19 protein-coding genes are annotated in these 19,838 nt (G+C 65.1%); 5 read left to right on the top strand and 14 right to left on the bottom strand.

Annotated elements, in window-relative coordinates:
• Positions 1-13: 13 nt before the first annotated feature.
• The 4 genes from ACLI1P_RS04605 to ACLI1P_RS04590 form a co-directional block, all read right to left on the bottom strand.
• The gene (locus tag ACLI1P_RS04605; RefSeq protein WP_411709529.1) at positions 14-940 is read right to left on the bottom strand and encodes a 4-(cytidine 5'-diphospho)-2-C-methyl-D-erythritol kinase; all 927 of its coding nucleotides are present in this window, start codon (positions 938-940) and stop codon (positions 14-16) included.
• Positions 937-1,788: a 16S rRNA (adenine(1518)-N(6)/adenine(1519)-N(6))-dimethyltransferase RsmA gene (gene rsmA / locus ACLI1P_RS04600; protein WP_411709694.1), complete on the bottom strand. Its 852-nt coding sequence runs from the start codon at positions 1,786-1,788 to the stop codon at positions 937-939. Before rsmA ends, ACLI1P_RS04605 begins: the two co-directional genes overlap by 4 nt.
• Positions 1,789-1,830: 42 nt before the next feature.
• Positions 1,831-2,979, bottom strand: coding sequence for a transglycosylase family protein (locus ACLI1P_RS04595; RefSeq protein ID WP_408930299.1), 1,149 nt, complete (start codon positions 2,977-2,979; stop codon positions 1,831-1,833).
• Between the two features lie 235 nt (positions 2,980-3,214).
• Positions 3,215-4,039, bottom strand: coding sequence for a TatD family hydrolase (locus ACLI1P_RS04590; RefSeq protein WP_411709528.1), 825 nt, complete (start codon positions 4,037-4,039; stop codon positions 3,215-3,217).
• A 47-nt stretch (positions 4,040-4,086) separates the two neighbouring features.
• Here ACLI1P_RS04590 and ACLI1P_RS04585 point away from each other — a divergent pair, with 47 nt between their 5' ends.
• Positions 4,087-4,476: an N-acetyltransferase family protein gene (locus ACLI1P_RS04585; protein ID WP_411709527.1), complete on the top strand. Its 390-nt coding sequence runs from the start codon at positions 4,087-4,089 to the stop codon at positions 4,474-4,476.
• Between the two features lie 8 nt (positions 4,477-4,484).
• On the top strand, positions 4,485-4,988 hold the full coding sequence (locus ACLI1P_RS04580) for a GNAT family N-acetyltransferase (protein WP_296132041.1): 504 nt from the start codon (positions 4,485-4,487) through the stop codon (positions 4,986-4,988).
• A 32-nt stretch (positions 4,989-5,020) separates the two neighbouring features.
• Here ACLI1P_RS04580 and ACLI1P_RS04575 read toward each other — a convergent pair whose 3' ends face one another.
• The 4 genes from ACLI1P_RS04575 to rsmI form a co-directional block, all read right to left on the bottom strand.
• A complete protein-coding gene (locus tag ACLI1P_RS04575) occupies positions 5,021-6,220 on the bottom strand; it encodes an MFS transporter (protein WP_411709526.1) in 1,200 nt (399 codons plus the stop codon).
• A gap of 15 nt (positions 6,221-6,235) precedes the next feature.
• Positions 6,236-8,068: a methionine--tRNA ligase gene (gene metG / locus ACLI1P_RS04570; protein WP_411709525.1), complete on the bottom strand. Its 1,833-nt coding sequence runs from the start codon at positions 8,066-8,068 to the stop codon at positions 6,236-6,238.
• 98 nt (positions 8,069-8,166) lie between these two features.
• Positions 8,167-10,002, bottom strand: a complete 1,836-nt coding sequence (locus ACLI1P_RS04565; protein WP_411709523.1) for a BCCT family transporter — start codon at positions 10,000-10,002, stop codon at positions 8,167-8,169.
• A 255-nt stretch (positions 10,003-10,257) separates the two neighbouring features.
• Positions 10,258-11,121: a 16S rRNA (cytidine(1402)-2'-O)-methyltransferase gene (gene rsmI, locus ACLI1P_RS04560; protein WP_408930294.1), complete on the bottom strand. Its 864-nt coding sequence runs from the start codon at positions 11,119-11,121 to the stop codon at positions 10,258-10,260.
• 95 nt (positions 11,122-11,216) lie between these two features.
• Between rsmI and ACLI1P_RS04555 the strand changes: the two genes are divergently transcribed.
• On the top strand, positions 11,217-12,773 hold the full coding sequence (locus ACLI1P_RS04555; protein ID WP_408930955.1) for a dolichyl-phosphate-mannose--protein mannosyltransferase: 1,557 nt from the start codon (positions 11,217-11,219) through the stop codon (positions 12,771-12,773).
• Between the two features lie 35 nt (positions 12,774-12,808).
• Here the strand turns inward: ACLI1P_RS04555 and ACLI1P_RS04550 are convergent, their stop codons facing one another.
• Both ACLI1P_RS04550 and ACLI1P_RS04545 read right to left on the bottom strand, forming a co-directional pair.
• The gene (locus tag ACLI1P_RS04550; RefSeq protein ID WP_408930293.1) at positions 12,809-13,504 is read right to left on the bottom strand and encodes a zf-HC2 domain-containing protein; all 696 of its coding nucleotides are present in this window, start codon (positions 13,502-13,504) and stop codon (positions 12,809-12,811) included.
• Positions 13,491-13,904 carry a DoxX family protein gene (locus ACLI1P_RS04545; RefSeq protein ID WP_296132059.1) on the bottom strand — a complete coding sequence of 138 codons (414 nt, stop codon included), beginning with the start codon at positions 13,902-13,904 and terminating at the stop codon, positions 13,491-13,493. The genes ACLI1P_RS04550 and ACLI1P_RS04545 overlap by 14 nt, the downstream gene beginning before the upstream one ends.
• Before the next feature lie 19 nt (positions 13,905-13,923).
• On the opposite strand from ACLI1P_RS04545, the gene ACLI1P_RS04540 reads away from it, so the two are divergent.
• Positions 13,924-14,439, top strand: a complete 516-nt coding sequence (locus tag ACLI1P_RS04540) for a methylated-DNA--[protein]-cysteine S-methyltransferase (RefSeq protein ID WP_296132062.1) — start codon at positions 13,924-13,926, stop codon at positions 14,437-14,439.
• Positions 14,440-14,590: 151 nt separating this feature from the next.
• Positions 14,591-15,193, top strand: a complete 603-nt coding sequence (locus ACLI1P_RS04535; protein ID WP_296132065.1) for a DNA-3-methyladenine glycosylase I — start codon at positions 14,591-14,593, stop codon at positions 15,191-15,193.
• Here ACLI1P_RS04535 and glpR read toward each other — a convergent pair.
• The 4 genes from glpR to ACLI1P_RS04515 form a co-directional block, all read right to left on the bottom strand.
• Complete coding sequence (glpR, locus tag ACLI1P_RS04530; protein WP_408930292.1) at positions 15,190-16,572, bottom strand: gephyrin-like molybdotransferase receptor GlpR; 1,383 nt, start codon at positions 16,570-16,572, stop codon at positions 15,190-15,192. The two genes, ACLI1P_RS04535 and glpR, sit on opposite strands and share 4 nt — an antisense overlap.
• Positions 16,573-16,788: 216 nt before the next feature.
• Positions 16,789-17,499 carry a GNAT family N-acetyltransferase gene (locus tag ACLI1P_RS04525; RefSeq protein ID WP_296132070.1) on the bottom strand — a complete coding sequence of 237 codons (711 nt, stop codon included), beginning with the start codon at positions 17,497-17,499 and terminating at the stop codon, positions 16,789-16,791.
• A gap of 4 nt (positions 17,500-17,503) precedes the next feature.
• Complete coding sequence (gene glp, locus ACLI1P_RS04520) at positions 17,504-18,802, bottom strand: gephyrin-like molybdotransferase Glp (protein ID WP_296132073.1); 1,299 nt, start codon at positions 18,800-18,802, stop codon at positions 17,504-17,506.
• 56 nt (positions 18,803-18,858) lie between these two features.
• The gene (locus ACLI1P_RS04515; RefSeq protein ID WP_408930290.1) at positions 18,859-19,791 is read right to left on the bottom strand and encodes a UTP--glucose-1-phosphate uridylyltransferase; all 933 of its coding nucleotides are present in this window, start codon (positions 19,789-19,791) and stop codon (positions 18,859-18,861) included.
• Between the last annotated feature and the right edge of the window lie 47 nt (positions 19,792-19,838).

Genomic DNA, 19,838 nt, shown 5'->3' with positions numbered 1-19,838 from the left:
ACCGGGCCAGGGACTACTCCACCAACGCTGCGCCACTGGCGGGTCCAGTGGTGACCAGTCCGCGGGTGCCGCGGTTATCGGCGCACACCTGGGCTACCACCTCGTGGGCGGTGTCCGCATCCTCACAGAGGAAGGCGCACGTCGGGCCCGAGCCTGACACCATGCCCTTGAGCGCGCCGGCGGCTTCTCCGGTATCCAGGACCTTGCGTAGGTCTGGGCGCAGGGACAGCGCGGCTGCCTGTAGGTCGTTGTGCATCGCGGCCGCGAGCTCGTGCGGGCTCCCGCTTACCAGCGCCTTGCCCACCGCCTCGGTATCAAGGTGCGGGGAGCTGCCGCGGCCGGCGGCGCGCAGCTCGTCGAGCTTGCGGAACACGCTCGGGGTGGACAGGCCTTGCGCGTTCGTGATGATGGCCCAGGTGTAGTGACCGCGCGCCAGCATCTGCGTAAGCAATTCGCCGCGGCCGCGGCCCAGGGCCGTGCCGCCCATGAGCGTAAAAGGCACGTCCGAGCCGAGGTCTGCGGCGATGCGGTAGAGGATTTTGTGGGCCACGGGGGCGCAGCCGATCTCTTCGCTTATGGCCTGGTTGGCCAGGAGTAGCGCTGCCGCGGCATCCGCCGAACCGCCCGCCATCCCGCCGGCGGCGGGGATGTTCTTAGTCAGGCGCAGCGTGCCGGTGGCGGCATCCGGCTTGCCCAGGGTCTCTGCCACGGCAGTGATCGCGCGCCAGGCCAGGTTGTCGGGCGTGGTCGGAACACCAGCGGCGTGCGGGCCGGTAACCACAATCTCGGTCTCGGGGCCAGGGGTGAAGGAGACCTCGTCGTGCAGCTCCAGCGATTGGAACACCGTGGCCAGCTCGTGGAAGCCGTCCTCGCGGGCGTCACCGACGCCGAGGTGCAGGTTGACCTTGGAATGTGCGCGCGCAGTCCACCGGCTGCTCATGAGTTCTCCGCCAGACGCACGAAGTCCTCCACCGCAAGCTTCTCGCCGCGCAGGCGCGGATCGATATCCGCTGCGCGCAGCGCTTCCTCGGCCGCGGCGGCGGAGCCATAGTGCCCGGCCAGAGCCGCGCGCAAGGTCTTGCGGCGTTGCGCAAAGGCTGCGTCAACCAACGCGAAGAGCTGCAAACGTAGCGCGTCGTCGTACGGGTGGGTGCAGTCGATGCGCACCAGGCCGGACTCAATCTTGGGCGCTGGCCAAAACACGTTCTTACCAATCGTGCCGGCCTGGCGCACCGGACCGTAGAAGGCTGCCTTCACGCTGGGCACGCCGTAGACCTTGCTGCCCGGTGCGGCGGCGAGGCGCTCTGCTACCTCCAGCTGCACCATGACGAGCACGCGGCGGATCGAGGGATAGAGCTCAAGCAGGTGCAGCAGCACCGGCACCGCAACGTTATAGGGCAGGTTTGCCACGAGCGCGGTGGGCTGACCAAGCTCGCCCGGCTCGACGGCTAGCGCATCCTTGTGGACCAACCTCAGGCGATCAGCCTGCTCTGGGGCGCGCTTGGCGACGGTATCGGGCAACTTCTGTGCTAGGCGCGGATCGATCTCCACGGCGGTCACGTGCTCGACCTCCCCCAGCAGGCCCAGAGTGAGTGAGCCTAGGCCGGGGCCGACCTCCACCACGCGGTCCTCGGGGCTGAGCTCCGCGGCGGCGACGATGCGGCGGATCGTGTTGGGATCATGCAGGAAGTTCTGGCCCAACTTCTTCGTCGGAGTCACGTCGAGCTCGGCAGCGAGCTCACGGATCTCCACCGGGCCCAGCAGGTGGGGTTGTGTCATGTCTTCCAGACTAATACGCGCCGCGACAAAGCTGACAAAGCTGACGAAGCTTTAGCGCAGTCCGAGCTTGGCGGTACAGGCGGGCCATGCGCCCCAGCCCTGAGCTGCCTGCACCTTCTGAGCCACGGCGATCTGCTGCTCGCGGCTGGCCTGCCACGCCTCCGGCGCGTACTCGGTGCCACCAAAGGATGCCCACGTCGACGGGGTGAACTGCAGGCCGCCGGAGAAGCCGTTGCCGGTGTTGATGGACCAGTTGCCGGTGGCCTCGCACTGCGCGATGGAATCCCAGACAGACCCTGCAGCAACGTCCGGCGCGGTGGACTTCGGCTTGGTGCCGCGTGCGATGAGGGCGGCAACGGGCTCGGTGTGGACGTCTTCCTTGATGACGTCGTTGGACTCTTCCTTGCCGTTGACCTTGACAATCTTGTGGGTCACCGTGCGCGAGCCCGGGGTGCCTTCCTCGCGGACCTCCTCGGTACCTTCCTCCAGCTCCGGGTCATCGACGTAGTTAGCGGGCGCGTCGAAGTCCTCGGTCTTTTCTTCCTCGCTCACCTCGACGCGGTCCACGGTAATGGCCATGCCAGGGGTGACCTTGGTGTCCAGGCTGGGGCTGACACGGTCATCCTTGTCCACGGTGATGCCGCGGGCCTCCAGCACGCCCTTGACGTCCTTAGCCGCCACGTTGGCGTAGGACACACGGCCGCCATCGGAGACCTTGACAATCTTGGGAGAGACGACCTCGATATCCATTCCTTCGGTCACCACCTCGTCTTCGTCTACGGCCTTCTCCCCGGAGGTTACCGCCGCACCCGGCACTACGCCGTCCAAGCCGTTGAGCAGGTCCGACACCGTGAGGTCGGTGGAGGACATCTGCTTCTGTACGCCATCGATGGTCACGGCGACCGGCTTGGCGGTGCGCACGGTGATGGAGTCACCGTTGGCCACCTTCTCAGTCAGGGCCGGGTACACAACGTCGTCGCCCTCGACGCTGACGCCGGCGGCCTCCAGCGCACCGTTGACATCGCCCGCAAAGGTAGCCAGCGTGGTGGTGTCACCGTTGACATCCAGCGTGATGTCCTTCTGAGTGCCAGCGGCTACGACGCCGCCCACGGCGAGCGTGCCCAACACGCCGCCGGTTGCCACGCGCAGCGGCAAGGAGCGGGAGCGATTAATACGCTTGATTTGCTTCTTCGGGGACATAAACCTCTTACTCTTCTGTGCAACGATAAGAGCCGGGCTTTCAGCCGGCATCTGGTGAAGGCGCGAAGATTCGCGCGCCCTAGCCGTAACAGGGGCCGGGCAACTTTGAATAACATTACGGTAACAGCGTCAAGCGATCGAGGAGTAATCCCACGCCGCATGCACTGGCAACACTCTCGTCACAACAGGCACGCCCGCCACCGGTGGCCAGCGCGTTTTCCCAAAGTGAAGATCGTCACACACCGAATACCCGGCCGAAGGTTTCCTGAACTTCGGCGGCCAGATCTTCTACCGCCTGGCCACGCGCCTCGGCCACGCAGCGGTAGGTGTGCCCTATGAGGGACGGCTCGTTACGCGCACCACGGAAGGGCTCCGGAGTCATATACGGCGCATCCGTTTCGATGAGCACTTGGCCCGCCGGCGCTAATGCCGCGGCCCGGCGCATCTCCTCGTTGCGCTTAAAGGTCACGTTGCCGGCGAAAGACAGCACGAATCCGCGCTCCAGCGCTTGTTTGGCCACCTTAAGCGGCGAGGAGAAGCAGTGCAGCATCACCGTCGGCGGCTCAGCGCAGTCCCCCAGGATGCGCATGAGCTCCTCGTCCGCCTCGCGGTTATGAATCATGAGCGTCTTGCCCACCTTGGCTGCCAGCTCGGCGTGCCAGCGCAGCGCTTCCTCCTGGACCTCCAGGGGTGCCGTGGTCTCCGGCTCGTGATGGATCCAGTACGTGTCCAGGCCGGTTTCACCGATGGCCACGCAGTGCGGGTCGGCGGCCATCTCGCTCAGGCGTGCCCGGGTCTGCGCATCCAATTCCCCGGCCTTCGTCGGGTGGATAGCACAGGCGGCAAACACGTTGTCGAACTCGTGGGCTGCGGCCAAGGCCTTTTCGGCCTCCGCGAGGCCGTCACCCACCGTCACTAGGCGCTCCACTCCGGCGTCGTGCGCGCGGGCCACGAGGTCGGCGTCGGCATCGCGGCAGGAGGCGAGGTGCGTGTGGGCGTCGATAAGCTGGCTCAGGCCCTCGGCGGGCACGGGCGTGGGGCGTGGCTTCTTCTTGGACATGGCTGCGAGTGTAGTCTTCCTACAACTTTCGCACCGAGCCCGCCACCGTGGAAGAGCGCACGGAACACCTCCACCAGCTGCGCCGCAACAACTGCCTCTGTTTCATTGCCTGCGCCGACGACGGCACCTATCTGGGCTGGGCGCTCTACCACCCCTACCGCGACCCTAAAGTGTGGGTGGGCTGCTACGACACCACCATCTACCTCGACCCCGCGGCACAGGGACGCGGGGTGGGCACGCGCCTGCTCGACGCCCTGGTGTCCCACGCCCGCGCGGCGGAGAACGTCCATACGCTGCTGGCACTCATCGTGGCCAACAACGTGGCGTCCATCAAGTTGCACGAAAAGTTCGGCTTTGCCAGTGTAGGTACGTTCCAGGAAGTCACCCGCAAAGCTGGGCGCTGGCTCGACCCCACCCATTTGCAGCTCATGGTTTAAGGAGAATCATGCACGTTCGTCCCGCAGTGCTTGACGACGCCCCCGCGATCGCCGCCATCTATAACGCCGCCTCCGCCGCGAAGCCCGCGGCGAACTTGGTGACGTGGCAGGAATCCGTTGAAGACCGCGAACAGTGGCTGGCCCAGATGGACAAGGACGACTACCCCGTCTACGTCGCCGTGCACGACGACGAAGTCGTCGGCTGGGCCGCCTACTTCCAGTTCGTCACCCCCGCCATCTACTACGGCACCGCGGAGGACTCCATCTACATCGCCGAGTCCGCGCGCGGCAAAGGCGTGGGCCGGGAGCTCATGGACACGCTCATGGAGCATGCCAAGGACAACGACTACGTCCAGACCATGATCACCTACATCGTGGACACCAACGAAGCATCGCTGGCGCTACACAAGAAGTTCGGCTTTGTGGAGACCGGCCGGATGCCCAACATCCACACCAAGGACGGCCAGCGCCTGGGCCTGGTGCACCTGCAGCGCGATTTCGACCGCTCCTAGCAGGGCGTGCCCTGGTAGCGGAAGCGGGCTTATTAGTGGGCGCCGGCGAGCTCGTCGTCGATATACACGTGCTTCGTCGCCCGCAGGCCGGCGACCAGCATGCCGAGCGTGAGCGCCATGAGCCCGATGAGCACGGCGTTCCAATTTCCGGTAGCACCGCGCACCATTCCCACCAGTAGCGGCACGAGACCGGCCAGGATATAGCCGCCCGGCTGAACAAACCCGGATAAGCGCGCCGTCGTCAGCGCGGTACGAGTGCGGGCGGTCAGCAGCGCCAAGGCGAGCGGGAAGCACATTCCGCCGATGCCCAGCAGCGTGGCCCAGACCAGCGGGGCGTGCTCCGCGACCAAGAGCACCCCGGCCCAGCCGGCGCACGTGCTCAGCGCCAGCACCACGGGCACGGGCGCCAGGCGGTCCAGGCGGGCGATGAGCCACGGCATGACCACACCGCCAACAATGTTGAACACGCCGATGACGGCAAGCGCGACGCTCGCAGTGTTCTCGCCCACGCCCTTCTCCACGAGCATGCGCGGCAACCAGCCCATCTGGACGTAGGCCATGGTGGATTGCAGCCCGAAGAAGAACAGCATGGCCACCGCGGTCACAGACGTGTAGATAGGCCGCGGGGCCTCCGCACCGTCGACCGCACCGTGCGCGACGTCCTTGCCCGCGCGCGGCAGGATAACCAGCCAGACCGCCAGCTGCGCGGCGGCCGGCAAGCACCAGATCCACAGCGCCGACTGCCACGAGTTACTGGTCACGGCAGATAGTGGCCCCACCGCGCTGGATACGCCCAGCATGGTGGTGTAGGTGGTCATCAGCGCCACCAGAAAGCGGCCCGAGCCATGTTGCTTCACCCACGCGGGAAGCAACACGTTGGCCAGCGCAATGCCCGCCACCACGCAGACGGTGAGCGCAACAAAGAGCGCAAAGTTTCCCACCCAGGGGCGCAGCGCCAAGCCCGCGACAAGCGCCACCGAGCCGAGCGCCAGGGTGCGGCTTAGCCCCAACCGGCGGGCAATCGGTACGGCCGCCAACCCCATGACGGCAAAGCACAGTCCCGGCAATGCGGTCAGCAGGCCGGCCTGCCCGGAGCTAATACCAAAGAAGTCCTGGATTTGCCCCAACACCGGCGCCACCGAGGCGATGCCGGAGCGCAGATTCACCGCCGTAAGACACACGACGGCAAATGCGAGTGCGGGCGCGATCCTGCGCGCCGTAGATGCGGACACTATTAGCCTCCGCGGCTACTTCTGAACAGGCGCCCACTCGGGGCCGGTCTCCCCCAGCTCCGGATCGAGCTTGGCCACCAGCGGCTTCGGCTTCTGCAGCGGGGTGCCCGGGGCAACGTCCACGCGCTGCCAGGAGGCCTGCTGCGCGGAGTAGTCACCAGTAATGATCGGGTACGGGTGGTTCTCCGGCGGCAGTCCCACGCCGACGAGCTCAACGGGCATGTCGTCCACCACGTCCTCGATGCGCGGCTGCGCTGCCCATTCGCCCTCTCGTCCCAGCGTCTCGTGCACCTTCTGCGCGGTAAACGGCAGGAACGGGGTGAGCATGACGTTGCAGTCCGAGACCACCTGGAGCGCCGTCCACAGGACGGTAGCCAGGCGCTCGCGCTGCGTCTCATCCTTGGCCAGCTTCCACGGCTCCATGGCGGCGACGTACGCGTTGGCCTCGCCCACCACGTGCATGATGGCCGTCATGGCCTGCTTGAACTTGGACTGCTCCAGGAACTCAGCGGCGGTAGCGAAGGTCTCCTCCGCCAAGGCCAGGATGTCCGTATCGGCCTGCTCCAGCGCGGCCGGGGCGGGGACCTCACCGAAGTTCTTGTACGCCATCGACACCGTGCGGTTGACCAGGTTGCCCCAGCCATTGGCCAGCTCGTTGTTGATGCGGCGGACGAACTCATCCCAGGTGAAGTCCGTGTCGTTATTCTCCGGACCGGCTACGGAGATGAAGTACCGCAGCGCGTCCGGACCGAACTCCTTGAGGAAGTCCTTGACGTAGATGACCACGCCCTTGGAGGAGGAGAACTTGGAACCAGACATGGTCAGGTACTCGGAAGAGACGATCTCCGTGGGCAGGTTCAGCTCGCCGTAGGTGTGCAGATCACCGCCCTTGGCGCCCTTTCCGGCGTATCCCAGCAGCTGGGCGGGCCAGATCTGGGAGTGGAAGGTGATGTTGTCCTTACCCTGGAAGTAGTAGTGGCGGGCTTCCGGGTTCTGCCAGTACTGCTTCCACGCCTCCGGGTTGCCGGTGCGGTGTGCCCACTCGATGGAGGAGGACAGGTAGCCGATCACCGCGTCGAACCACACGTAGAGCTTCTTCGCGCCGTTGTCCTGCCAGCCCTCGACCGGAATCGGGATGCCCCAGTCGATATCGCGAGTCATGGTGCGCGGGCGCATATCCTCGAGCAGGTTGAGGGAGAACTTCAGCACGTTGGGGCGCCAGTCCTCGCGGGTCTTCAGCCACTCCTCCAGGGCGTCCTTGACCGCGGGAAGGTCGAGCAGGAAATGATCGGTCTCAATGAACTCTGGGGTCTCACCGTTGATCTTGGACACGGGGTTGATGAGGTCGATCGGGTCCAGCTGGTTGCCGCACTCATCGCACTGGTCTCCGCGTGCGCCGTCGGCGCCACAGATGGGGCAGGTGCCCTCAATGTAGCGGTCCGGCAAGGTGCGGCCGGTCGAGGGCGAGATAGCGCCCTTGGTGGTCTCCTTAATCATGTAGCCGTTCTGGTACAGCCCCTTGAACAGCTCCTGCACCACCGCGTAATGATTGCGGGTAGTGGTGCGGGTAAAGAGGTCATAAGACAGGCCGAGACCGGCCAAGTCAGTAACAATCTGCCGGTTGTAGCGGTCCGCCAGCTCGCGGACGGTCACGCCCTCCTTGTCGGCCTGGACCAGCAGCGGAGTGCCGTGCTCATCGGTACCGGAGACCATGAGGACGTCCTTGCCACGCATTCGCTGGAAACGAGCGAACACATCGGAGGGAACGCCGAAACCCGCCACGTGTCCGATGTGGCGGGGTCCGTTGGCGTAGGGCCAAGCAACATTAACGACAACTGTCTCAGTCATGGCCTCTACTCTATCGAACACCCCCTCACCGTATACACAGTGAGGGGGTGATTGATGCAGGCTAGGCTTCTAGGGCCTAGCGGACAAGCGCGGGCTGATTAAGCCTTGTGCTTGTGGTGGTGACGGCGGGCCTTGTAGGCCTGCTCGCGCTGGAACTCGCGGTGCAGACGGCGCTCGCGGGCCAGCTTGCGCTGGAAGGCCTGCGACTCGCGGTACTCCAGGTAGATGACGTCGTTGCTCAGATCCTTGTAGATGGCGAACATGAGGCCCACTACGATAAAGAGGAACGGCAGCGCTGCCACGATGGTGACGTTCTGCAGGTTGGACAGGGAGTCCTCGCTGGACAGCAGCAGCGTCAGGCCAACAGCTGCGGTGAGCAGGCCCCACGCGGCGGACAGCCACGGCTTAGCGGTGGTGGCGCCGGACTGGGACATGGAGCCCATGACTGTCGACGCCGAGTCGGCCGAGGTGATGAAGAACGTGGCCAGCAGGATGGCGGCGATGATGCCGGCGATGAAACCGCCAGGCAGGTTGTGCAGCAGGTTGAACAGCTCCTGCTCGGAAGAGTCGCCGGAGATGGACTGACCGTTCTGCTCCATGTGGATGGCGGTGCCGCCGAAGATGGCGAACCAGATGGTGGACACGCCAGCCGGAACCAGCAGCACGCCGATGCAGAATTCGCGCACGGAGCGACCGCGGGAGATGCGTGCCAGGAACATACCGACGAACGGGGACCAGGACACCCACCATGCCCAGTAGAAGATGGTCCAGGTGGACAGCCACTCGCCGGCGGTGCCGTTGTTGGACTCCGCGGTACGGGCGATCATCTCGGTGAAGTTGGCCAGGTAGTTACCGATGGAACCCGGGATCTGGTTAAGGATGGAAACCGTCGGGCCCAGGATGAACACGAAGATGGCCAGCAGTGCTGCCAGGATCATGTTGGCGTTGGACAGGTACTGGATGCCCTTACCCACGCCCGACATGGCGGAGAGGATGAAGGCCAGGGTCAGAACCAGGACGATGCCGACGACAACACCCTGGGACGGGTTCTGGATGATGCCGGAGGCCTGCAGGCCGGCCTGGATCTGGGTAGCGCCCAGGCCCAGGGAGCAGGCGGTACCGAAGACAGTGGCAAAGATGGCCAGAATGTCAATGATCTTGCCTGCCGCACCGTCGGCGGCGCGCTGTCCGATGAGCGGCACGAAGGCCTGGCTCAGCAACTGCTTACGGCCAATACGGAAGGTGGAGTACGCAATGGCAAGGCCCACGATGGCGTAGACAGCCCACGGGTGCAGCGTCCAGTGGAACATGGCGGTGGCCATGGAAGTCCCCACCTCGTGCTCGCCGTGGCCCGGCACGCCGTTCTTGAAGTAGTTCAGCGGCTCGGAGGCGCCGTAGAACATCAGACCAATGCCCATGCCGGCGGCAAACATCATCGCAATCCAGGACACCGTGGAGAACTCAGGTTCTTCGTCGATGTTGCCCAAACGGATGGTGCCGAACTTGGACGAGGCAATGTAGATCACGAAGACCACAAAGACGGTGCCGAACAGCACGTATGCCCAACCAAAGTCAGTGACTACGAAGTTCAGAGCATCGCTAGCAAAAGAGCCAAAGTTGTCGGGAGCGGCAAGGCCCCACGCCACAATGGCGGCAACCAGGATGCCAGCGACACCTACGATGCCCCAATCAATGGGCGAGTCGATGCCGCCAGGGCCGAACTCCTCGTCCTCGTCGTACTGCTCCTCCACGGCCGGGGCGGCCGCAGGATTGAAATCCTTGTTGGACAGCATGTCCTGGAGCTGACTCGTGGCGGACGCCGCCTCAAGGCGCTCGTCGACGGTCTCGTAGTCTGTGCGGTCAGTGTGCGAACTGGGAACGCTGGGCGAGGAACCCACATCCTTTACATTGTCACTATTGGTCGAGTCTGTCATAGACCTGACTTTGGTAACATCTCCGCAGCGAGTCAAACCGAAACGGGCACAAGTCCACGCCCTTTCACCGCATAAGCGCCATGCCAGCGCCTCCCCCTATACCGCTTTCCTCTCCCGCATTTTCGTAAATGACGCAGATAGCGGCGGATTTTACGAGCACTGGCAGGCTACTCACAGCTGAAATCTATAACAATTTCGTAACAGTCGCGTATTTTCGGGTCACCACATACGACCACTGACACCGACACGGCCTCCCTACTGCTCAGCCTCCTTGTCGCGGGCGGCAAGATACGCATCGTACAACTCACGGTTGGACCACTCGGTGCCTGCCGCCGCGTGCTTGCAGGCTTCCTTCGCGCGCACCCCGCGCCCTACCTCGGCCACGACCTGTGCCACCAGTTCTTCCAGCGAGGCCGGCTCCGCCGCCCCGCCTTCGATAACAACGGTAATCTCACCGCGCGCGTTGTCCTGGGCCCACTCGGCAAGCTCCCCCAGGGTGCCGCGCTGTACCTCTTCGTAGGTTTTGGTCAGCTCGCGGCAGACGGCGGCGGGGCGGTCGGGGCCGAGGATCCGGGCGGCGTCGCCCAGCGTCTGCGCTACGCGGTGCGGGGATTCGAAGAAGACGATGGCACGGCGCTCCCCCACCAGCGACTCCAACCACGCCGCTCGCGGACCGGGTTTGCGGGGCGGGAAGGCGTCGAAAAGAAAATGCCCCACGCCCAGCCCAGACAGGGCCAACGCCGTAGGCACTGCCGACGGCCCCGGGAAGCAGGTCACCGGCACACCCGCTGCAGCCGCGGCGGAGACAATGGAGTGCCCGGGATCCGACACCAACGGCATCCCGGCATCAGTGACCACTAAGACACTGCCGGTACGAGCCTGCTCCACCAACCGCTGCGAACGCTCTGCCTCATTGTGGTCAAAGTTGGAGACCACCGAGCCGCGAATCTCTACGCCCAATGCCTGCGCGAGGTTCCGCACGCGCCGCGTATCCTCCGCTGCAACCACATCGGCGTTCGCCAGGGCGTGGATGAGACGCGCAGAGGCATCACCCGGATTGCCCAAGGGAGTGGCGGCAAGGATGACACCGCGCGGCAGGGGATCAAGCTGAATACTCATACACCCCAGCATGGCACACCCTGTCGGCGGCGCACGCTAGACTCTTCCGGGTGAGTATCGCAACGTCCCCCGCTCCCCACCGCGCCGCCCGCCCCGTGCAGCGCGGCGAGCACCCACGCCCAGCACCGCCGGCACCCCGCCCTTATGTGTGGGGCAGGGCAGATACCATCAGCACGCTGGTGATAGCACTCTTGGCGTTAATTACGCGCTACGTCGGTCTCACCGACCGCGTTTCTGACGGAACCCCGGTCTTCGATGAGAAGCACTACGTCCCGCAGGCCTGGGACATCGTGACGAGTTGGACCAACCTGTTCCTCGGCGGAATCGAGACCAACCCGGGCTACGGCCTGGTGGTCCACCCGCCGTTGGCCAAGCAGATCATTGCCATCTCGGAGGCCGTCTTTGGCTACACCCCGCTGGGGTGGCGCTTTATGACAGCGCTCTTTGGCGTGGGCACGGTGCTGTTGACCATGGCGCTAGCGCGCCGCGTCTCCGGTTCCTGGCAGGTGGGCTTCCTGGCCGGTCTTATCGCCGTGTGCGATGGTGTCTTGCTCGTGTCCTCGAAGTTCGGCATGCTCGACATCTTCCAGGTCTTCTTCGTCGTCGCCGCCGCCTGGTCCTTGGCGCGTGACCACCAGCAGATGCGGGAGCGCCTGCACGCGGCCTATCTCAACGGCAGCATGGGGGATTCTCCGTTTGGTCCGCGCTTTGGCTTCCGCTGGTGGCGTTTTGCCGCCGGCATCTTCTTGGGGCTGACGTTGTCGGTGAAGTGGTCCGGCCTGTACTACATCATGTTCTTCGGCCTCATGAGCGTCTTCTCTGATCTCGCCCTTCGCCGCCTTTACGGGGTGCGCCGCTACGTCACCGGAACCCTGCTCCGCGATACGCCTGCCGCACTGGCCTCCCTCGTCCTCCTCCCCGCAGTGTTGTATGTGTGGTCGTGGCGCGCATGGTTTGCGGACGAAACCGCGGTGTACCGCCACGCCAAGGTCGACGGCACGATTGAGGACGGTTCCTGGCTGCTCAATCTTCCTGAGCCGGTAGCCGGATGGCTGCACTACCACATCTCCGTGCTGGAATTCCACGCCTCGTTGACGTCTTCGGCGGGGCATCACCACCCCTGGGATTCCAAGCCGTGGGCATGGCTGGTGGCTGCGCGCCCTATCCTCTACTACTCCGATACGGAGGCCACGTGCCGGGGCGGTGGCTCGTGCCGCGAGATGCTTTTCCTCTTCGGTACCCCGGCCATCTGGTGGCTGGTTATCCCGGCGGTGCTGTGGGGCCTGTGGTCCCTGCTGGTGCGCCGCAACCGTGCGTTCCTCATCCCGCTCATCGGCGCGGCCGCGGGCTTCCTGCCGTGGCTTACAGTCTTTGACCGCCAGATGTACTTCTTCTACGCCACCGCTTTCATCCCCTTCGTCATCGTCTTAATTTCCTTGGCGCTGGGGCAGATGATCGGCCGCGGGCACAAGCTGCAGTGGGGCTTTTTCCGCTCCCTCTACGGCGGTTCGGTCCCGGTCGGCACCGTGGTGGCGGTCTGCTACGTCGCGCTGGTGGTGGCGATGTTTATCTACTTCTCCCCGATTCTCTACGGCTATGCCATTCCGGAATCGTGGTACCAGTCCCTCATGTGGCTGCCCTCCTGGCGCTAGCAGGCGGTGAACCAGGATTACGCCCAGCCCGCGGCTTAGCGCGGGTTGGCGCTTAGCCCCCGGAAGACCTCGCGCGGCACAAACCCGCGGTCGGCGGCCCAGGCCCAGCCCAGCGCCGCGGTAGCCAGCCCGGTGGCTACCAAGATGTAGACCTGACCGGCGCTGGCGGTGCCCAGGGCGAAATCTCGCATGGTAAAGCCGCACAGGAACGCGAACATGGTGCAGGCCACCGGCATGAGACCGGGGGCGGACGCCGGCCGCCACGCGGCGAAGCCCAGGCCGCTGGCCAAGGCAAAACGCAAGGCGGCGGCCTCCATGAGCAAGCGGGCTCGCTCCGGGTCGGCGTCGGCAGCCAGGGTGCCCTCCGTGCCGGTCGTTGCCAGTCCGGAGGCGCTCACCACGACCACCACGGCCCACACTGCGAACACGAGAGCCAGCAGCCCCAGCGCGATGCGCGCCAGCGTGAGCGAAGCCTGCCGGGCACTCGAGGCGCGCTGCCACTCCGGCTCTACGCCGGCCAGAATGATGTCAGACAGATCCTTCGGCGGAGCCATTCCGCCGTCTGGTTCCACGAAGTTCAGGGAGCGGGACAAGGCCGCCGCCTTGTCCCGAAATGCGGCGCACTCGGCACAGTGCGCGATGTGCGCCTCAATTACATCAGGCGCAAGCTGCGGCTCTTCACCGTCGAGCTGCGCGGAAATCGCCGCCTGGACCTGCTCATGCGTCAGCACGGCTCAACACCCCATCGACGCTGGCGCGGCCGGAGCCGAACACCACGATCATGAGCAATCCCGCAATCAGGACGAGGGGGTATTCAAATCCGCCATCGGCGGCAAACAGCCCGTGGCCCAAGTGCACGAAGTACAGCGCGCAGGCCATCAGCAAGGCCAATGCGCCCGCCACGAAGGTGGTGAGCAGCCCCACGACTAGTGCGGCGCCGCCCAGCATCTCCGAGATCGCCGCCAAATACGCCGACAGCTGGGGCTGCGGGATACCCATTGCAGAGAACTGTCCGGTGGTCTCTTCCATGCCGGCGAAAAACATCTTGTCCACACCGTGCGCGACGAAGATGGTGCCCAGCACAGCCCGAAAAATGAACAGGGCGGCATCACGTACGGCGGGGTTATTCATGGTTCATAGACTACCCTGGATGCCCACGCGCGAACGAAAGGACTCTCGCACCATGCAGACGTGGATGCCAGTGGAATCCCCGCTGGGCCGGCTTACCCTCGTGGGCAGCTCCACGGGCCTCACCAACGTGTACTTCAGCACCGAGTCACCCGATTTATCGGCGATGGAGCCAAGCCCAGCGCTGGCCGACGCCGCCCGGCAGATCACCGAATACTTTGCGGGACAACGAACCAGCTTCTCACTGAAGCTCGACCTCCCCACTGCCTCACCGCTTCCCTTCCGCGCCCGGGCCCAACGCGCGCTCTCCACCATTCCGTTCGGTGAGCGGTGGACCTATGCGCAGCTGGCCCGGGCGGCCGGCAGCGCCGGCGCGGTGCGCGCGGCAGGAAGCGCATGCGCCACCAATCCGCTGCCGATTGTGGTGCCGTGCCACCGCGTCGTGCGCGCCGACGGAACCATCGGCTCCTACCGCGGCGGGAGTGAGGCCAAACGCTTCCTCCTCGACCACGAGTCCGCGATACGCGCCACCCCGTAGAAACCAAAGCGCCCACCCCGCTAGTGAGACTTCCACACCATTTGGGAACCTGGGCACACGTTGCACAGTCTAAAAGTCCATGACACTCACGCACGAAACTCACCACGTCAATGCAACACCAGACTCACCGCACCACAGAGAGGAGACACAGATGAGCGACGAGACCGGATTGGTCTTTGACGCCGAGGGACGCGGGCGGCCCGCTTGGGCGGTGACCTCACCCCTGATGCAGGAGTACTACGACACCGAGTGGGGCATGCCTGTCCACGAAGAGTCCGCGCTCCTGGAGCGCATCTGCCTCGAGGGATTCCAGTCCGGGCTGAGCTGGGCCACGGTGTTGCGCAAGCGTGAGGCTTTCCGCGCGGCGTTTGCCGGCTTTGACGCCGACCTCGTCGCCAGCTTTGGGGAGGAGGAAGTAGAACGGCTCATGGCCAACCCGGATATCATCCGCAACCGGCTCAAGATCACCGCCACGCTCGCCAACGCGCGGGCCACCGTTGCGTTGCGCGAAGAGGGCGGGTTGGACGAGTTTATTTGGAGCTTCCTGCCGGAGCAGACACTTGCGCCGGAAAAACTCGAGGACATTCCCAAGTACACGGATGAGGCCGTGGACATGTCCAAGGCGCTAAAGAAGGCCGGCTTCAAGTTCGTCGGGCCGGTGACGTGCTTCTCCCTCATGGAAGCCATTGGCATGATCGATACGCACCTGGTGGGCTCACACCGGCGCGGCTGCTCCGGGGTCTGGGAGAACTAGCCCACGCGGCGTGCTGCGAGGTCATCGCGGCGCTGGCGCGAGGAGGCATGCGGCCCGTCGAAGCCGCCGTCGGTGTCATCGCCGTCGTGCACGGGCAGGTAGTCGAAGTCCGGGCTTTCATCGTCGATCTCCAGCACCAGGGCACCCGGGCGGCGCAGGTTACGAGGCAGAGTCTCCGCCGGGTTGTCCGCGTGACGCACGCCCAGACGGGCGCGGCGCAGGTGATAGACGCGCTGGCGCAGCAACTCCTGCTCGCGGCGCACCTGTGCGCGCAAGGCAACCAGGTAGACCACGGTGATAACACCCGCGATGGCGGCCAACCACCAGGTCCAGCCACCGACGACGATGCCCAGGGCCACAGTGGCCACCACAGCCACCGCGAGACCGATCAGGGTGCGCTGGCGGCGCTGGTACCGGGTAGCAGACGCCTCCTTCTCCTTGACCGGATCCCAGCCACCGCGGCCCAAGCGGCGCTGCGCGAAAGCAACCTCTTCCGCAGAAAGCTCGGTGTTCTCCGCGCTATCGACATCGCGCGTGGAGTCCTCGTCCGCGCTATCAGCGCTCACCGGTACCGCGGAGCCTTCCGCAGTCGAAGCGGCAGCGTCGTCGGCCTCGTTCTCGGCGCCGGCCTTCTCCTCTTCCGCGTCCACTGCACCCGGGTACATCAAATCGACCGGGGAGGTGTAAGAGTCGTCGAGATCGTAGGCGTCCTCCGCCACGGTGGCACCAGCCGGGATGGTGAACACCTCCGCGTCGACGGCGTCGACATCACCCGCCGCCGCAGAATCGGCAGTTTCCGCATCCGCGCCGTCGACAAGCTGCGTGGGCTCGTCATCAACAATGAGGTCATCCTCGTCCTCGTCGTCCGCGTCATCAGCGGCGTCATGTGCCGTGGCTGCCGCGATGGGCTTCACGCGCTCTGCTTGAGGTGCCCCCACGGTGCGGCTCTTCTCCGCCCCCGAGGATTTGCTATCCGCGCCGGCTGCGCCGTCTGCGCCGTCAGCATCGTTGGTGGTGTTGGTGGTGTCGACATCACCACTCGTCACCAGCTCGCCCTCGATGGTCTCCTCGGCACCCGCCTGGGCCCCGTCGGAATTTCGGGCCGCCTTCGCGGCATCGCTGTCCACCTCATCTGCGGAGACGAGCTCGTAGTTCTCCTCCGCCTCCGCCGCGCGGTTGCTCCGCGCGCGCACATCGCCCTTGCCCAGGCGTGGCTTGCGGCGACCAGCTACCTCTCCCGAATCGCCCTCAAAGAGAACGCGGGTCTCCTCGAAGGCTTCACCGGTGTGGCTCATCGGGCGCTGAGAACGCAGCAGCATCGGAGCCAGGATGAACAGCCACACGACGATGACGAGGATGATGGGGACGGTAGTCATCATGAGAGGGATTCCCACTTTCACAAGTGTCGACGAAGGGAAAAAGGGGCGGAATATAGCTAAAGCTCGTCCACCACCCTATCGCTCCGCGGGGCCGGCATGGGGCCAACCAGGCCGAAAATTACAAGGTTGTGACTCATGTGAAAGCAGAGGTAGTAGCCCTCAAGCGCGCGGACGCGCTGGGGGCTGATTCGACCTCGGAGTGGAGTCGGTCGAAGGTTAGTCCACGCGCCCTGCGGCGCGCAGGCGCTCCACCGCCCCGGACGCAAAATCTTCGCGGTTAAGAGCCAAGAAGTGATGATCCCGCCAGGCGCCGTCGATGTGAAGGTTGCGCCGCAGAAACCCTTCATCCCGGAAGCCGTTGCTGTGCAGCACCTTGCCGGAGGCCGGGTTATCGGGCAGGTAGGTTGCCGTCACTCGGTGCAGACCCACTCGGTGGAAGGCATGGTCAACGCCTAGGGCGCACGCAGCGGTGGCCACACCGGCGCCGTGGACTGCGGAATGCACCCAGTAGCCCACCCAGCATTCGCTGACACCGCCGTGCTGGATATTTCCCAGGGTTAGCTGCCCAGCAAAGCGGCCCTGCACCTCAATAACGAGGGGCACTACCGTGCCGGCGCGGGCAGATTCCCGCAGGTACATGAGGTGATTCCACCAGGCGGTCTGGTTATGCGCCTCCTCCCAGGAGGTCGGCAAGGTAGGCTCCACGGGCTTGAGAAAGTCACGGTCGGCGCGCCGCTGGGTGCGCCACGCCTCGCCATCACGGCGCATCAGTGGGCGCAGGCGCACCTGGGCACCGCGCGGGAAAACGTCGGAGGGGCTCAGCCGCACCGCCGGCGTCGCCTCCGGCCAACCCGGGTGATCCGGATTCACCTCCCCCACGGCAGGGTGCGCCATCCGCCCTGCGGCGGTACCAAAAGGATCGAGCATAGCCCTAGGTGCGCTGGGTCAAGAACAGGACGTCAACCACGTCACCGGGGCGGATCTCAGTTACGTCCTCCGGGATCCGGATCATGGCGTTTGCCTCCGCCAGGCCGGCGAGCAAGTGGGCCGGCGCACCGGCTGCGCCGCCGAGGCCCTCCACCAAATAGTCGGCGGTCTCCGCATCCCGCATCAAGCGGGCACGGATAAACCCGCGGCGCCCGGGACGAGACTCCATGTGGTTGAGCACGCGGGCGCGCACGACGCGGCGCTGCCCCTTACGCTTGCCCAAAGACACGCGGATAAGCGGCCGCACAAACACCTCGAAGATGACCAGCGCGGACACCGGATTCGAGGGCAGCAAGAAGGTGGGGATACGCTCCTCCCCCAGCAAGCCAAAGCCCTGGACAGAACCCGGGTGCATGGCCACGCGGGACGTATCAACATCTCCCAGCTCATCGAGGACAGCGCGCAACTCCTCAGCGCCGGCGCCGCCTACCGCGCCGGAGATGACGAGGACTTCGCTGCGGGACAGGTAGGTCTCCAACGCCTCGCGCACGCGGCGCGGCTCGCCGGCGGCAATACCCACGCGGTGCACATCCGCGCCGGCCTCCTTCGCCGCGGCAGCCAAGGAATAGGAGTTCACGTCAAAGACCTGCCCCAATCCCGGCTCCCGGTCAATGTCCACGAGCTCCTTGCCGTAGGAGACAATGGTCACGCGCGGGCGCGGATAGGCCAGCACCTTGGAGCGGCCCACGGCGGCGAGCAGGCCAATTTGTGCAGGCCCCAGGATTGTTCCGGACGACACCGCCACATCGCCCGGCTGAATGTCGTCGCCCACGCGGCGGACGAAGTCACCCGAGCGCACCGGACGGTGCGAGGTGACGCGCTTGCGTCCGCGGTCGGACCATTCGAGGGGCAAGACGGCGTCGGCAAGCGTCGGCAGCGGCGCCCCGGTGTACACACGCACCGCCTGCTTGGGCTGCAGGCGCAGCGGCTGACGGGAACCTGCTGGAACCTCGCCCACCACTGGAAGGGAACGCTCGACTTCTGCCGATTCCTGCTCTGCAGTGGCATCGTCGGCATCACCGGCTGGCCGGGGACGCGCCTTCAATGCTTTCTCGCCGCCCACGTCCACGGCACGCACCGCGTAGCCATCAATGGCCGCTTGGGGAAATCCCGGCAGCGGCTGGTTGGCCTGCACTTCCTCGGCGCACTTGAGCCCCAGCGCGTTCGCAATTGCGATGCGCACGGGTTCCGGAGTCACCGCCGCATCAAGAATGAACGCCAGCTGGTCATCGACCGAACGCATGAACCGCCTGCCCTTTCTTCTGGGATCTATCGGAGCGTGGAAATCTTCCCTCGAGTCTAGCTGTCCGTCAGGCCCTTCTCTGCCTCATACTCACTCAAAATGTGCTTGAGCGCCTTGTACAGCGCCGGACCATACGTTTTATCGTGCAGGCCAAAGTCCACATTGGCCGGGATGTAGCCGCCCGGGTTACCCAGGTCGTGACGCTTGCCCTGGTGAACCACCACGTGCACCGGGTGGCCCTCCTGGATGAGCAACTCGATGGCATCGGTAAGCTGCAGCTCCCCGCCCTTGCCGGGCTTGATGCGGCCCAGCGCGTCAAAAATCTTGCGGTCCAGCAGGTAGCGTCCCGTGGCCACGAGGTTCGACGGCGCATCCTCCGGATCCGGCTTCTCCACCATGCCCACGACCTTCTTCACGCACGGAACATTGGTGTCCTCCACGTCAAAGACGCCGTAGTTGAAAGTCTCCTCGCGGGAGACCTCAAAGGCGCAGAGCACGCTGCCGCCCAGTGCGGCGCGCACGCGTGCCATCTCCCCCATCACCGTAGCGGGAAGCACAATGTCATCCGGCAGCATAACGGCGAAGAACTCCTCGTCCTCCTCCAGCACGGATTCCGCCAGGCCCACAGCGTGGCCCAAGCCCAACGGCTTTTCCTGCGGCACGGAAATGGGGTGAATGAGCTGCCCGGCGCGCTTGACCTTTGCCACCTGCTCGTCTTTGCCACGCGCATCCAGGGTTTCCACCAGCTCCGGGAAGGCCTCGAAGTGGCGCATCACTTCCTGCTTATTCGGGGCGGTGATGACTGCTAGGCGCCGAGCGCCCACAGATGCGGCCTCTTCCGCAATGAGCTCAATACCCGGCGTGTCCACAACGGGGAGCAGTTCTTTCGGCACGGTTTTGGTGGCTGGCAGGAAACGGGTACCCAAGCCAGCAGCGGGGACAACAACCGTAGTGATTCCGGATTGGGAATCCTCGTGTGCAATAGCCATAAAGGCCAGTCTACAATGCGGCCTCCGCACTCCTGCGGTGCGCTACG

This window comes from Corynebacterium tardum, assembly GCF_046717785.1.
Lineage (GTDB): Bacteria > Actinomycetota > Actinomycetes > Mycobacteriales > Mycobacteriaceae > Corynebacterium.
The sequence above is the reverse complement of the archived record's forward strand: the minus strand, read 5'-3'. Positions and strand labels throughout refer to the sequence as shown.

Coding starts and splice junctions, on each gene's coding strand:
- ACLI1P_RS04545 (WP_296132059.1), bottom strand. CDS start 13,904: ATGAATAACCCCGCCGTACGTGATGCCGCCCTGTTCATTTTTCGGGCT.
- glpR (WP_408930292.1), bottom strand. CDS start 16,572: ATGATGACTACCGTCCCCATCATCCTCGTCATCGTCGTGTGGCTGTTC.
- metG (WP_411709525.1), bottom strand. CDS start 8,068: ATGACTGAGACAGTTGTCGTTAATGTTGCTTGGCCCTACGCCAACGGA.
- ACLI1P_RS04515 (WP_408930290.1), bottom strand. CDS start 19,791: ATGGCTATTGCACACGAGGATTCCCAATCCGGAATCACTACGGTTGTT.
- ACLI1P_RS04535 (WP_296132065.1), top strand. CDS start 14,591: ATGAGCGACGAGACCGGATTGGTCTTTGACGCCGAGGGACGCGGGCGG.
- ACLI1P_RS04590 (WP_411709528.1), bottom strand. CDS start 4,039: ATGTCCAAGAAGAAGCCACGCCCCACGCCCGTGCCCGCCGAGGGCCTG.
- rsmI (WP_408930294.1), bottom strand. CDS start 11,121: ATGAGTATTCAGCTTGATCCCCTGCCGCGCGGTGTCATCCTTGCCGCC.
- ACLI1P_RS04580 (WP_296132041.1), top strand. CDS start 4,485: ATGCACGTTCGTCCCGCAGTGCTTGACGACGCCCCCGCGATCGCCGCC.
- ACLI1P_RS04605 (WP_411709529.1), bottom strand. CDS start 940: ATGAGCAGCCGGTGGACTGCGCGCGCACATTCCAAGGTCAACCTGCAC.
- ACLI1P_RS04525 (WP_296132070.1), bottom strand. CDS start 17,499: ATGCTCGATCCTTTTGGTACCGCCGCAGGGCGGATGGCGCACCCTGCC.
- ACLI1P_RS04595 (WP_408930299.1), bottom strand. CDS start 2,979: ATGTCCCCGAAGAAGCAAATCAAGCGTATTAATCGCTCCCGCTCCTTG.
- ACLI1P_RS04540 (WP_296132062.1), top strand. CDS start 13,924: ATGCCCACGCGCGAACGAAAGGACTCTCGCACCATGCAGACGTGGATG.
- glp (WP_296132073.1), bottom strand. CDS start 18,802: ATGCGTTCGGTCGATGACCAGCTGGCGTTCATTCTTGATGCGGCGGTG.
- ACLI1P_RS04565 (WP_411709523.1), bottom strand. CDS start 10,002: ATGACAGACTCGACCAATAGTGACAATGTAAAGGATGTGGGTTCCTCG.